Source organism: Acinetobacter sp. 243_ASPC (genome assembly GCF_001054715.1).
Taxonomy (GTDB): Bacteria; Pseudomonadota; Gammaproteobacteria; order Pseudomonadales; family Moraxellaceae; genus Acinetobacter; species Acinetobacter soli.
Map to the genome: position 1 here is coordinate 1 of NZ_JVOR01000131.1, position 13,283 is coordinate 13,283.

Annotated in this window: 12 protein-coding genes; 6 read left to right on the forward strand and 6 right to left on the reverse strand. The window is 43.9% G+C overall.

What is annotated here, in order from left to right:
- The first annotated feature begins 54 nt into the window (after positions 1-54).
- A protein-coding gene (locus tag ADA42_RS18235) for an IS3 family transposase (RefSeq protein WP_409360268.1) occupies positions 55-1,415 on the forward strand; the annotation gives its coding sequence in 2 pieces (ribosomal slippage) (positions 55-550 and positions 550-1,415; 1,362 coding nt in all).
- A 57-nt stretch (positions 1,416-1,472) separates the two neighbouring features.
- On the opposite strand, the gene ADA42_RS16535 is transcribed toward ADA42_RS18235, so the two are convergent.
- Genes ADA42_RS16535 through ADA42_RS16545 form a run of 3 tightly spaced genes read right to left on the reverse strand, consistent with a single transcriptional unit; the run spans position 1,473 to position 4,393 of the window.
- Entirely contained in the window at positions 1,473-2,927 is a 1,455-nt protein-coding gene (locus tag ADA42_RS16535) for an NAD(P)(+) transhydrogenase (Re/Si-specific) subunit beta (RefSeq protein ID WP_004945351.1), read from the reverse strand.
- A 12-nt stretch (positions 2,928-2,939) separates the two neighbouring features.
- Positions 2,940-3,254 carry a proton-translocating transhydrogenase family protein gene (locus ADA42_RS16540; RefSeq protein ID WP_004940548.1) on the reverse strand — a complete coding sequence of 105 codons (315 nt, stop codon included), beginning with the start codon at positions 3,252-3,254 and terminating at the stop codon, positions 2,940-2,942.
- An 11-nt stretch (positions 3,255-3,265) separates the two neighbouring features.
- Entirely contained in the window at positions 3,266-4,393 is a 1,128-nt protein-coding gene (locus tag ADA42_RS16545; RefSeq protein ID WP_025095872.1) for a Re/Si-specific NAD(P)(+) transhydrogenase subunit alpha, read from the reverse strand.
- Positions 4,394-4,627: 234 nt separating this feature from the next.
- On the opposite strand from ADA42_RS16545, the gene ADA42_RS16550 reads away from it, so the two are divergent.
- On the forward strand, positions 4,628-5,554 hold the full coding sequence (locus ADA42_RS16550) for a DMT family transporter (protein ID WP_025095871.1): 927 nt from the start codon (positions 4,628-4,630) through the stop codon (positions 5,552-5,554).
- Here ADA42_RS16550 and soxR read toward each other — a convergent pair.
- Positions 5,551-6,036 carry a redox-sensitive transcriptional activator SoxR gene (gene soxR / locus ADA42_RS16555; RefSeq protein ID WP_048766330.1) on the reverse strand — a complete coding sequence of 162 codons (486 nt, stop codon included), beginning with the start codon at positions 6,034-6,036 and terminating at the stop codon, positions 5,551-5,553. The genes ADA42_RS16550 and soxR overlap by 4 nt on opposite strands.
- Before the next feature lie 65 nt (positions 6,037-6,101).
- Between soxR and ADA42_RS16560 the strand changes: the two genes are divergently transcribed.
- The 4 genes from ADA42_RS16560 to ADA42_RS16575 all read left to right on the forward strand — a co-directional run bounded on the left by ADA42_RS16560 (position 6,102) and on the right by ADA42_RS16575 (position 9,600).
- A complete protein-coding gene (locus tag ADA42_RS16560) occupies positions 6,102-6,521 on the forward strand; it encodes a RidA family protein (RefSeq protein ID WP_025095870.1) in 420 nt (139 codons plus the stop codon).
- A gap of 14 nt (positions 6,522-6,535) precedes the next feature.
- A complete protein-coding gene (locus tag ADA42_RS16565; RefSeq protein WP_048766332.1) occupies positions 6,536-7,732 on the forward strand; it encodes an MFS transporter in 1,197 nt (398 codons plus the stop codon).
- 91 nt (positions 7,733-7,823) lie between these two features.
- Positions 7,824-8,831 (forward strand): tRNA dihydrouridine(20/20a) synthase DusA, encoded by a 1,008-nt coding sequence (dusA, locus tag ADA42_RS16570; protein ID WP_048766334.1) that lies wholly within the window; start codon positions 7,824-7,826, stop codon positions 8,829-8,831.
- Between the two features lie 268 nt (positions 8,832-9,099).
- The gene (locus tag ADA42_RS16575; protein ID WP_004940560.1) at positions 9,100-9,600 is read left to right on the forward strand and encodes a hypothetical protein; all 501 of its coding nucleotides are present in this window, start codon (positions 9,100-9,102) and stop codon (positions 9,598-9,600) included.
- A 20-nt stretch (positions 9,601-9,620) separates the two neighbouring features.
- On the opposite strand, the gene ADA42_RS16580 is transcribed toward ADA42_RS16575, so the two are convergent.
- Positions 9,621-10,400, reverse strand: a complete 780-nt coding sequence (locus ADA42_RS16580; RefSeq protein ID WP_048766336.1) for a tRNA threonylcarbamoyladenosine dehydratase — start codon at positions 10,398-10,400, stop codon at positions 9,621-9,623.
- Between the two features lie 124 nt (positions 10,401-10,524).
- Complete coding sequence (gene acnA, locus ADA42_RS16585) at positions 10,525-13,278, reverse strand: aconitate hydratase AcnA (RefSeq protein ID WP_048766338.1); 2,754 nt, start codon at positions 13,276-13,278, stop codon at positions 10,525-10,527.
- Positions 13,279-13,283: the final 5 nt, after the last annotated feature.

Consider the following 13,283-nt stretch of genomic DNA (forward strand, 5'->3'; position numbering starts at 1 on the left):
TGAACTGCACCCCAAAAATTGGACATAAAACTCCAACTGATGAGGTGCATTCACATGGGACGGTATACGTTAGAATTTAAACTCTCTGTCGTAGAATATTTTCTATCTGGACAGGGAGGACAAAAAGCTACAGCCAAAAGGTTTGGGACAAACCATTCTGCTGTTCGCGTTTGGGTTGCTGCATATAAAAAGTACGGTGTTTCAGGATTAGAATCACCACAAGTAAATTTCACGCCAGAATTTAAAGAATCTGTGATTTTATATATGCGCGAACATGGTTTATCTATGCGTGAAACTGCTGCGCATTTTAATATCCATGCTGTATCTTCTGTCAGTTTATGGGAGCGATGTTATGATGAAGGTGGTTTGCAAGCCCTAATACCCAAAAAAAGAGGGAGACCATTTGCAATGAAGCTAACAATAACAAAGTCACTACCTACTAATAAAAGCTCCTCAACTCTCAGTCCTGAAGAAATGCAACGTGAGTTAGATTATTTACGTGCTGAGAATGCCTGTTTAAAAAAGTTGCATGCCTTGATTCAGCAACAGTCACCCAACAGCAAAAAACGCTAATCATCGTTGAATTAAGGCAACAATATCGTCTAGATAGTCTGCTGAGCATCATGAAATTAGCTCGCAGCACTTTTTATTACTGGAGCAAGGCGTTACAAAGGCCCGATAAATACGAGCAAATAAAACAACATATTCAGATGATCTACCAACACCATAAAGGACGTTATGGCTATCGTAGAATTACCTGCCAGTTAAAGCGTTATGGTTACGCTATTAACCACAAAACCGTACAACGATTAATGCGGCAATTGAAGCTAACAGCATTAATTAGATGCAAGAAATATCAATCATATAAAGGTGCTTATGGGAAAACAGCGCCCAACTTGCTTGATAGAAAATTTAACGCTACCAAACCCAATCAAAAATGGGTCACGGATGTTACTGAATTTAATGTTCATGGCAAAAAGTTATATCTTTCCCCGATATTGGATTTGTTTAATGGTGAAGTGATTGCATGGCAATCCACTGAAATACCTAACCAGAAAATGATAGCAAAAATGGTTGATATGGCTTGTATGAGATTGGGTTCAAAAGACTCACCGATACTGCATTCTGATCAAGGTTGGCAATATCAAATGAGGAGCTATCAAAACAGACTTAAACAAACTGGCATAGAACAAAGCATGTCGCGCAAAGGCAATTGCTTAGATAATGCTGTAATAGAAAACTTCTTCGGATTATTAAAATCTGAACTATTTTATTTGCAGCAGTTTGACAATATTGACCAGTTAAAATGTAGTATTGATGAATATATTTATTACTACAATAACGAACGAATTAAGATGAAATTGGGTGGATTGAGTCCAGTTGAATACAGAACTCAATCCTGTTTAACCGCCTGAAAAACTGTCCAACTTTATGGGGTCAGTTCACGCAGGTGGTTTTCGTTTTAGCTCAGATTAGTGACCATTGCCATTAATGGCTTTGGTCATATCTTCCACCACTTTCTTGGCATCACCAAAAATCATCATGGTTTTTTCGTTATAGAACAAATCATTATCCAGACCTGCATAACCTGTTGCCATTGAGCGTTTGATCACCATAATGGTTCGTGCCTTGTGGGCTTCCAAAATCGGCATACCATAAATTGGAGAGCTTGGATCATCTTTCGCAGCCGGATTGACGACATCATTGGCACCAATCACAAGCACGACGTCGGTTGCTGGAAAATCAGAGTTAATCTCATCCATTTCCAGAATATCTTCGTATGCCACATCTGCTTCTGCTAACAATACATTCATATGGCCCGGCATACGCCCCGCCACAGGGTGAATTGCGAAACGCACTTTTACGCCTTGCTCTTTGAGCAATTCACAAAGTTCTTTTACTGCGTTTTGTGCACGACCTTGCGCCATACCATAACCTGGTACGATCACCACACTATCTGCATTCGACATCAAGAAGCCTGCATCATCTGCCGAACCTGAACGATGGTTACGTTGAACCTGCTCACCTTTGGCAGCACCCGCAACCGCAGCACCGCCCATTGCGCCACCAAACAAGACATTCAAAATGTTACGGTTCATGGCTTTACACATAATGTAAGACAGAATCGCACCCGATGAACCCACCAGAGAGCCTGCTACAATCAGCATGTTATTTTCTAATGTAAAACCAATCCCTGCTGCCGCCCATCCAGAGAATGAGTTGAGAAGTGACACCACCACTGGCATATCACCGCCACCGACAGGCGCAATCCAGACCCAGCCAAAGGCCAGTGCCAGTGCAGTCATTGCCCAGAACGCCGTCATGTTGCCCGTCGAGAAGAAGTAAAAACCACAGGCAAGCATTGCAATAAAGATAATGGCCTGCACTGGCTTTACCCAAGCGCCAGAAATGGTTTTGGCCCATTTCTTTGCAGCCAGTTTACCGTAGGCAAAAACCGATGCAGTAAAAGTAATTGCGCCGACAAAGCAACCTACAAACAGCTCAAACAAATGTACTGGGCTCATGTGTGCATGCTGAACGCCCGCAGCAGTCAACGCTGCTTCGTTTTGTTCAAACAGAACTGTTAATTGGTTGTTGTGCAAAATTGCCGCAATAGCAATCAGTACCGCTGCCAGACCCACCAAGGAGTGCATCAGTGCAACCGTTTCTGGCATTTGTGTCATTGGTACCGTCCGTGCGCGCACAATCCCCACAATTGCACCCAGCACCATCGCCCCCACAATCATCCAAACCACAGGATGATCAGCCACAAAGAACGTGGTCAATACCGCAATCGCCATACCGATCATGCCGTAGCGGTTACCCGAAATTGCTGTTTTAGGTCCAGACAATCCGCGAAGCGTCATAATAAACAGGACTGCACCGATCAGGTAGAACCACTCTGCGTTTGCTCGAATAAATTCCATGTTTTCGTCCTCTTATTTTTTCTGCTTCGGCTTAAACATTTCAAGCATGCGCGCTGTTACAGCGAAGCCACCAAAAATGTTAATACTGGCCAAGAACACCGCAATAGCACCCAATACACTCACGACATTGATGCTTTGAAAATCGACACTGCCTTCTACACCAATCATGGGTAAACCCACGGTTTGGATCATCGCCCCCACGATGATAATGGAAGACAATGCATTCGTAACCGCCATCAGCGGTGTGTGCAATGCAGGCGTAACGCCCCATACCACGTAATAACCTACGAAGATGGCAAGGACGAAAATTGTAATCGTTTCAACCATGAGTATTCTCCTTAACCACGCTTGAGCAGTACATGACCGCCATGAGTGACCAATAGGGCTTTTTGAATTTCTTCTTCTGGATTGATGGCAAAATTCTTGTCTTGATCAAACAGAGTTTCAACAAAATTGAATACATTGCGTGCGTATAGTGCTGAAGCTTCTGTCGACAAGGTCGATGGAATATTTGGAACACCTAAAATCTTCACACCATTTTCGGTGAATACCGTTTCGCCGACTTTAGAGCCTTCAACATTACCACCTGTTTCGACGGCCATATCCAAAATGACTGAACCCGGTTTCATTTTGGCTACGGTTTCCGCTTTAATTAGACGCGGTGCATTTCGACCCGGTAATAGCGCAGTCGTAATGACGATATCGGCATTGGACACTGCTTTATCGACAATGGCTGCCTGATCCTTGATGTACTGCTCACCCGGCGTCCAGCCATATCCATTTTTGGCAGCTTCATCGGCACGCGCTTGCTCTTCAGGTGACATCGGCACATCTAACCACTTACCCCCAAGCGATTCGACTTGCTCTTTAGCCGTTGGGCGTAAATCGGTGGCTTCAACCACTGCCCCTAAGCGTTTGGCTGTGGCAATCGCCTGAAGGCCTGCCACCCCAACCCCCATAATCACCACACGTGCAGGTTTTACAGTACCTGCTGCGGTCATGAGCATCGGGAACATGCGCTGGTATTCTGCTGCTGCCAGCAAAACCGACTTATAACCCGCCAAGTTGGCTTGAGAAGACAACACGTCCATGTTTTGCGCACGAGACAACGTACGTGGCAACAACTCTAGAGCAAATGCAGATACGTTTTGACTGGCAAAGGTATCTAGGTCTGGATTTCGATATGGATCAAACATCGCCACAACGGTTGTATGTGCAGCTAACTTTTGAATTTCGTCACCTTGAGGTGCCCGAACTTTCAAAATCAATTGACTACCCGAATAAACATCTTCCGTAATGGTAGCACCTATCTGTTCATAAGCGCTGTCGATATACGCGGCTCTTACCCCTGCTCCACGCTCAATCAAGACGCGATGGCCAGCACTGATCAACTTTTTCACTGTCTCTGGTGTCGCTGCGACACGATTTTCACCAGCGATCGTTTCTGTTGGGATTCCGATCTGCATGAGCATTCCTCAAGCTAATTTTCTTAAGTACAAACACCGTATTAAACGATGTTCTCCCCCAGGTTATGTTTTGTTCATTTTTTGGATTCTAATTGAACTTTTTTAAATTACCACCCACTATTTATTTAATAAATACCTATATTTTGAACTAATGATTCATCTTTATACCTTAAATCTATAAAATAGGAGAGTTTGACTAAAAATTAAAAAACGACTCAAGATGCTATTTTTTAGATGAAATTTTCAATGAATCCGGTACAAACAGGATCCCTGTGTGCCATTTTTGCTGCTTTTTTATTCAGCACCAAAGCCATTTTTATCAAACAGGCTTACGCCCTCTCTCCTTTGGTTGATGCAACCACCTTAATGGTGCTTCGAATGGGAAGTGCTTTACCCTTCTTTATACTTATTTGCTGGTTAAATCGGCATCATAATCAAGGCATTCATATAAAAGATTGGCTCATTTTAGTTTTTGCTGGGCTATTGGGCTATTATTTCGCCAGCTGGTTAGACTTTGTGGGGCTGATGTTTATTAGTGCTTCACTTGAACGCATTATTTTATTTTTGTATCCCACGCTCACTGTTTTGGCCTCAAGTTTAATTTATCGTCAAAAATTAAATGCAAAAACTTGGTTTGCCATTTTTTTGAGTTATGGAGGAACGGTTCTGGTCATGCTACAAGAAGGCAAAATCGCACCAAGTCAGGGCAATCTGTGGATCGGCTGTAGCGCCGTATTTGCCAGTGCCATCGCGTTTGCAGCGTATTTATTATTGACCCCTCTTCTTATTAAAAAATTTGGTTCATGGAATTTTAACGGTTTGGCGCTCAGCGTAGCCTGCGTAGGCACACTGCTTCATTTTGTCATTGGCACTACACACCCTATAGATACACTCATGCAGTTGCCAACCGGTGTTTGGCTATATGGCATTGGTCTTGGTTTTTTCGTTACCGTTTTACCAACGGCTTTATTAATGCAAAGTATTCAGCGCCTGGGGGCTTCACAGTCTGCCATGATTGCCTCAATTGGTCCCATTCTCACCATTATACTTGCTGTCTTGTTTCTCAATGAGCACTTAAATCTTTGGCAATGGATTGGATGTGGGCTCAATATCGTTGGTGTATTAATGATTAGCTTAGGCAAAAGCCGATTAAAACATTAATCTTCTGCTTCAAGTGGTTCAATGCGATATTTAATCTTCTGAAAATGTGCTCCATTTGACTGGCTCGCATAGTAATCATCAGGATTACGTAGCGGACATTGATCAAGCGATAAACATCCACAACCAATACACCAGTCCAGTTGCTGTCTAATCTGCAATAAGGTCTGAATTTTTTCTTCAAGTTGATTTTTCCAGAGATTAGACATCTTTTCCCAATCTTGTTTAGATGCCATTTTTCGATCAGGTAAGACCGAAAATGCTTGTTTAACCTCTTCAAGACTGATACCCACCAACTGCGCTACTTTAATAATGGCGATACGTCTGAGCATCGAACGCACATATCGGCGTTGGTTGCCATTAGTTCGAATACTCCAGATCAATTGTTTTTCTTCATAAAATCGTATTGTAGAGACACTTACCCCACTACGTTTAGCCAACTCTCCAATCGTGATGAATTGTTGTGCTAAATTTTCTTGCTTCAATCGCTTGACCTCAAGTTAACTTGAGCTTTGATACTAGCATTTAATTTAATCATCTTCATATTCTCATGTCATTCAAATCTAAACATTGTTTTCAAATCATTAACCCTGAAACGTTATATAATCCCCAAGCATTTGCTTATAACCATGTTGTAGAAGTTAGGAATTTTCAGCGGATCTTACATATTGCAGGTCAAGGTGGTGAAAATCAGGCTGGTGAATTTTCACATGATTTTTCTGAACAAGTATGGCAAGCATTTCACAATATCGAACGAGCGCTTAACCATATCAATGCCTCTATCACTAACATCGCAGTGTTACGCCTGTTGATTGTGAATCATGATACGACCAAACATAAGATCGTGATTAAAATCATGCAGACATTATGGCCTGAACAGAATTTCCCGGCCTGTACACTTATTCCTGTGACAGGACTGGCATTACCCAATATGCAATTTGAAGTTGAAGCAACTGCGTATACCCATTGATATGAGAGAATTTTATGCAAGAAACATCTGATATTAGCCAGAATAAAAAATTACTTTGGTTGATGGCGCTTGCATGTGGTCTGACTGCGGGCGCAAACTACTTTTGCCAACCACTAATCAATTCGATTCAACATGCCTTTGGGGTTACCACAGCCCAAGCCCAGTTAACCATTACCTTTGCGCAAATGTCGTATGCTTTTGGCCTACTTTTGATTGTGCCTCTGGGCGATATTGTCAACAAAACCAGATTCATTCCGTTATTGATGGCCTTGGCTGGTGTAGGACTTTTGATCTGTGCTACATCCGTGAATTTAACCATGCTCTGGATCGGAACCGTGATTACGGGGCTGTTTTCGGTTGCAGCTCAAGTCTTGATTCCGTTTGCCACCATGACTGTGCGGCCTGAAAAAATAGGCGAAGTGGTTGGATTCTTAATGAGTGGATTGCTGGTTGGCATTTTACTTTCGACCAGCTTGTCAGGGTTACTGTCGCAATTGGTCCACTGGAAACTGATTTATGTGGTTAGTGCAGTACTCATCTTTATTTTAGCCTTTAAACTAAAATCCGAACTGCCTTATGCCATGCGTATTCGAATGAAATACAGCGATGTATTTAAATCGATGGCTGAACTGTTGGTGAGTGAAAAGCGCTTATCGATTCGGGCCTATGCAGGCGCGGGTGCATTTGCTTCGATGAGTGTGATTTTCTCGACCATTGCCGTGTATCTGTCTTCCGCACCCTTTCATTTGCAAGATATGTGGATTGGCTTGGTGAGTTTGGTGGGAGTATTTGGGGCTTTGTCTTCTCAGTTTGTAGGGAAGTATGCCGATCGTGGCTACGGAACGCTGTTTACTTTTCTGGGCTGTGGTTTCTTAATTTTAAGCTGGGTGATCTTTTATTTTTCTTCGGCTGGATTAGGACTGTATTTAATTGGTTTTGCCACGACGAATCTCGGTTTGGCATTTGTGCATTCGTGCAATCAAAATATTATTTTTCGAATTCGTCCCAATGCCAAATCTCGCCTGAATGCCATTTATATGACGCTATATTTTGGTGGCGCTGCAACAGGTTCTGCGATTGGTACATACGCATGGAATCATGGTGGATGGGTATATACCTGCATGGCAGGTTTGGCACTGGCCATCTTTGCCACCTTCTTTGCGCTTTTAGATTATTTGCTGTATCGGAATAAAAAACCCAATGTGGCGTGAGAAACATCCCCAATTGCACAATTTGGGGATTTAGCATAAACCGCGTATAATTTATGCCCTCGTTGCACACTCATTGTTTGGATCTGTTTTCATGAAATCATCACTAGAGACGTTAAAGCCCCGTATTTCGGTTGCCCCGATGATGGATTGGACGACCAAAGACTACCGCTTTTTTGCTCGCCTATTTAATCCGAATGTGGTGTTGTACACCGAAATGGTCACGACAGGCGCGATTTTATTTGGTGATGCCAAACGCCATCTCGATTATAGTCATGAAGAACATCCTATCGTGCTACAACTGGGTGGTTCCAATCCCAAAGATCTGGCCGAATGTACCAAAATGGCACAAGATTGGGGCTATGATGAAGTCAATCTCAATGTCGGCTGTCCAAGTGACCGTGTACAAAACAATAAAATTGGCGCATGTCTGATGGCAGAACCCGATCTCGTGGCCGAATGTATTGCACAAATGCAACAGGTCGTTGATATTCCTGTACACGTTAAGCATCGTATTGGCATTGATGACATGCAGTCTTACGATGAAATGCTGAATTTTGTAGATACCGTGGCAAAGACTGGCTGCCGCCATTTTGTTGTCCATGCCAGAATTGCCATACTTAAAGGGTTATCGCCTAAAGAAAACCGTGAAATTCCGCCGCTACGCTACGAAGATGTATACCGACTCAAACAAGAACGCCCAAATCTCTATATCGAAATCAATGGTGGCATTAAAAGCGTTGCGGAAACACAGCAGCATTTACAACATGTTGATGGCGTGATGATTGGTCGCGAAGCGTATCATAATCCTTACTTACTGGCAGAACTGGGGCAGTTGTGGAACCTTACGCCTCCAGATCGATTTGAAATCATGCACAAAATGCTTCCATATATCGAACAACGATTGGCTGAAGGTGCACCACTGTCGATTATCACGCGCCACATTTTAGGCCTGTTCCAGAACTTGCCGGGTGCACGTAAATGGCGACAAGCATTAAGTGGTGGAAACGCCAAAACTCTGCATGATATAGATCGGGCACTGCATCAGATGGCAGAAAGCTTAAGCCGTCGCGATACGGTCAGTATTGAGCAAAGTGTTTAAATCAAAATAGTGCCATGACTTACGGTTTTCGTCATGGCACTTCTTTATGTGCTTCGTACAAACAGTTGTCTAAAAAATCTTCATTCATCTCTTTTTTTCACAGCACTAAGCGTCTGATTTAACGTGCAACTGATTTAAAAATAATCACTTTGTGAAATATTATTACATAGCTTAAAAAATTCTTTAAGATTCGACCTGTAGGATAAGCCGGTCAGGAAATTACATCATTTGCACAGCGACTTAAAAAACGTAGGGATGAAGTTCAACCATGATTTATGACGGACAAGCTGCCGATTATTATCCAACGCAAAGCACAACAGAAAGAACAATTATTGAATCTTCAAGCCGGTCATCTGGTCCGTTTTCTTTTTCCTCTGAAAAGGCAGGACGTAGTCAGATTGATGTGCATAAATTTGTCTCAAAATTGCAAACAATGAGTGGATTTACCAGCACGGCAAAATGCGCCAAGATGGTTCGTATTGCCCTAGAATCTGCGGGCGCAAAGATTCAGAGCCATCCTGTCGCTGCTTCGGACTGGGGAGATACGTTAAAGAAAATTGGCTATCGCCAAATTCAACCTGCATTTGACCACCCAAAAGTCGGCGATATTTATATTATTAAGCGTACCAAAAACCATGTATATGGCCATATCGCAGGTTATAGTGGCAGCCAGTGGATTTCTGACTACAAACAACCGAGCTACAACGTATATCGCGATGATGACGTGAGCTACAGTTATTTTAGACCAGGCGCAGACGACGACAATTAAAGCGGATTATTTGTCTAAATTTATGCGTGCTGTTTGATTTTGTGATTTTTCAGATCGAGCTTTTTAAGCACTTCTGCCACGGCGACCATGGCAAAGCTTGATGTCACCACCACCGCAGAGCCATATCCGCCGCAGCGTAATCCCGCCGCTGCGCACACCTCTGCACTGGAAAATGGATTATCAATCGAATAAATACAGGTAATGCCAAACTTCTCTTTGGGCTTTTTACAAATGCCTTTGGCCCGCAACTGACTTCTTAACTTGGCCAGCATCGGATCTTGTTCGGTTTTAGACAAATCTGCAACGCGAATTTTAAGCGGATCCAGTTTGCCACCTGCTCCACCAGACACAATTAACGAAATCTTATTGAAACGACAGTGCAGCATCAGTGCAAGTTTGGCTTTGACATCATCAATACAATCCAGCACCACATCGGGTTGATCAGCCAATATATCTGCAACATTATCGGCCGATAAAAAATCATCAATCACATTGACCTGAATTCGCGGGTTGATCTGACGGCAACGCTCCGCCATGATCGCTGCTTTTTCTTGCCCCAAGGTCGATGATAATGCAGGCAACTGACGGTTAATATTCGATGCAGCCAGCACATCCATATCGACCAACGTTAATTGAGCAATTCCCGTGCGCGCCAAGGCTTCAACCGCCCAACTCCCGACACCGCCAATTCCAATGACCATGACATGACTTTGTTCATAATGATGAAATGCTTCATCACCATAAATTTTGGCAACGCCTGCAAAACGGCGTTCATATTCATCGTCGTGGAAGTCGGTCATACGGCTCAAATCAGTTCATTTTAAAGACGGCATATTTTACTGGTTTTAGCTGCCGATTGTTAGCCCAACAGTAAAGGCCTTTGTCATGATAACAAAGGCCTTTAAAAAGTGAACTCAAGTGTGTTTAAGCTGCAATCAGGTTGCGCAGTACATAATGCAAAATACCGCCAGCTTTAAAGTACTCAACTTCGTTCAGTGTATCGATACGACAGAGTACTTTGAAGCTCTCAGTCGATCCATCTTCACGCGTCACACTCACGTCAAGCTGTTGATGCGGCTGAATCTCGTCTGATAAACCAGAAATAGACAGCTCTTCTTTACCGGTCAGATTTAAAGATTGTCGTGTTTGACCATCGACAAACTGTAACGGCAAAACCCCCATTCCAACCAGATTAGAACGGTGAATACGCTCAAAGCTTTCAGCAATGACTGCTTTTACACCCAGTAAATTGGTGCCTTTAGCAGCCCAGTCACGAGAGGAACCCGTGCCGTACTCTTTACCTGCCACAATCACCAGTGGCGTGTGTTCCTCGGCATAACGCATGGCAGCATCATAGATCGCGAGTTTTTCACCGCTCGGAATATGCAAGGTGTTACCGCCCTCTTCGCCTCCCAGCATTTCATTTTTGATACGGATATTGGCAAAAGTACCGCGCATCATGACTTCATGATTGCCGCGTCGCGAACCGTAGGAATTAAAATCTTTAGGTTCAATGCCATTTTCTTGCAGGTAGCGACCAGCGGGACTGTCTTTCTTGATATTACCAGCAGGTGAAATATGATCTGTGGTGACCGAATCGCCTAGCACGGCCAAAATACGTGCATGCTCAATATTCTGAATCGGCTCAGGTGGCTGATCGATTTTTTCAAAAAATGGAGGATGCTGAATATAAGTTGAATCATCGGCCCATTCATAGGTTTTACTGTGTGGAATTTGAATCGATTGCCAACTTTCATCCCCTTCAAAAACATCTGCGTATTCCTTGTGGAACATCTCGGTATCGACTTTTTGCAATACTGCTGCAATTTCTGCACTGCTTGGCCAAATGTCTTTGAGGTAAATATCTTCACCATTTTTGCCCTGACCTAAAGGCTCGGCGGTTAAATCTTTACGAATGGTACCAGCCAGCCCATAAGCCACAACCAAAGGTGGTGAGGCAAGCCAGTTGGTTTTCACCAGCGGATGGACACGACCTTCAAAGTTTCGGTTACCCGATAATACCGAGGCTACATTTAGATCATACTTCTGAATGGCCGCTTCAATTGGGTCGGGCAATGGTCCTGAGTTCCCAATGCAGGTGGTACAGCCATAACCCACCAGATTGTAGCCAAGCTGATCCAGATAAGGTGTGAGTCCGGCAGCTGCCAAATATTCGGTGACGACTTTTGAGCCCGGTGCCAGTGAACTTTTCACCCAAGGTTTACGTTGTAGGCCTTTTTCAATGGCTTTTTTCGCTAACAAACCTGCCGCGAGCATTACGCTTGGGTTAGACGTATTTGTACATGAGGTAATGGCAGAAATGACCACATCGCCATGATGAAGATCATAACGCTGTCCATCGAGTTCAAAATGCGGCGTATCGGATTCATGATGACTTTCTTCAACATCTACCGCTGTACCACCGCCTTCATTTTCTAGGCGCTGTTTTTCAGGTTTGGCCGGTTGTAAGTTCAACTCGACAGCGGCTTGAAATGCTGCTGGAACTTTTGACAATACCACTCGGTCTTGCGGACGTTTTGGGCCAGCCAAACTCGCCTCAACACTGGCCATATCGAGTGTTAGCGTATCGGTAAATACAGGCTCATCGCCAGTATGACGCCATAATCCCTGCTCTTTGCTGTAATCCTCGACCAGTGCAATCCGCTCTGGATCGCGGCCTGTCAAACGCATGTATTCAAGGGTAATCTCATCGACTGGGAAGAATCCACAGGTCGCACCGTATTCTGGCGCCATATTGGCAATCGTAGCACGGTCTGCAAGTGGTAAATCTGCCAGTCCATCACCGTAAAATTCCACAAACTTACCCACCACACCTTTCTGGCGCAGCATTTGCGTGACAGTTAATACAAGGTCGGTTGCGGTAATACCTTCTTTGAGTTTACCAGTCAGCTTGAAGCCAATCACTTCTGGAATGAGCATGGAAATGGGTTGTCCCAACATGGCTGCTTCAGCTTCAATTCCGCCTACGCCCCAGCCTAATACGCCTAAACCATTGATCATGGTAGTATGCGAGTCGGTTCCGACCAATGTATCTGGAAAGGCATAGGTGTGCCCTTGTTCTGCGTTGGTCCATACCGCCTGCGCCAGATATTCAAGGTTTACCTGATGACAAATACCCGTACCCGGCGGTACAACGCTGAAATTATTAAAGGCCGATTGTCCCCAGCGTAAAAATTGATAGCGTTCGCCGTTGCGTTGCATCTCAATTTCAACATTTTCTTCAAACGCATCGTCTGTGGCAAAATGATCGACCATTACCGAGTGATCAATGACCAGATCGACTGGTGAAAGCGGATTAATTTTTTCCGGATCACCTCCTGCCTTGGCCATCGCTGCACGCATGGCAGCCAAATCGACGACAGCAGGAACACCAGTAAAGTCCTGCATGAGTACCCGTGCAGGTCGATATTGAATCTCCTGCTCAGAGGTTTTCGTTTTTTGCCAATCCACAAGTGCCTGAATATGGGCTTGCGTTACGGTATGGTTATCTTCAAAGCGAAGTAGGTTTTCAAGCAGTACTTTTAGCGATTTTGGCAACTGCGCAAGATCACCCAATTGTTTTTCTGCCTGCGCCAGACTAAAAATTTGGTAATTACGACCTGAAACTTTTAATGTTTTTAATGCATTAAAACTGTTGATTTTACTATAGCTGGCCATGCGGT

Coding starts and splice junctions, on each gene's coding strand:
- ADA42_RS16560 (WP_025095870.1), top strand. CDS start 6,102: ATGTCATTCAAATCTAAACATTGTTTTCAAATCATTAACCCTGAAACG.
- acnA (WP_048766338.1), bottom strand. CDS start 13,278: ATGGCCAGCTATAGTAAAATCAACAGTTTTAATGCATTAAAAACATTA.
- ADA42_RS16565 (WP_048766332.1), top strand. CDS start 6,536: ATGCAAGAAACATCTGATATTAGCCAGAATAAAAAATTACTTTGGTTG.
- ADA42_RS16580 (WP_048766336.1), bottom strand. CDS start 10,400: ATGACCGACTTCCACGACGATGAATATGAACGCCGTTTTGCAGGCGTT.
- ADA42_RS16575 (WP_004940560.1), top strand. CDS start 9,100: ATGATTTATGACGGACAAGCTGCCGATTATTATCCAACGCAAAGCACA.
- ADA42_RS16550 (WP_025095871.1), top strand. CDS start 4,628: ATGAAATTTTCAATGAATCCGGTACAAACAGGATCCCTGTGTGCCATT.
- dusA (WP_048766334.1), top strand. CDS start 7,824: ATGAAATCATCACTAGAGACGTTAAAGCCCCGTATTTCGGTTGCCCCG.
- ADA42_RS16535 (WP_004945351.1), bottom strand. CDS start 2,927: ATGGAATTTATTCGAGCAAACGCAGAGTGGTTCTACCTGATCGGTGCA.
- ADA42_RS16545 (WP_025095872.1), bottom strand. CDS start 4,393: ATGCAGATCGGAATCCCAACAGAAACGATCGCTGGTGAAAATCGTGTC.
- ADA42_RS16540 (WP_004940548.1), bottom strand. CDS start 3,254: ATGGTTGAAACGATTACAATTTTCGTCCTTGCCATCTTCGTAGGTTAT.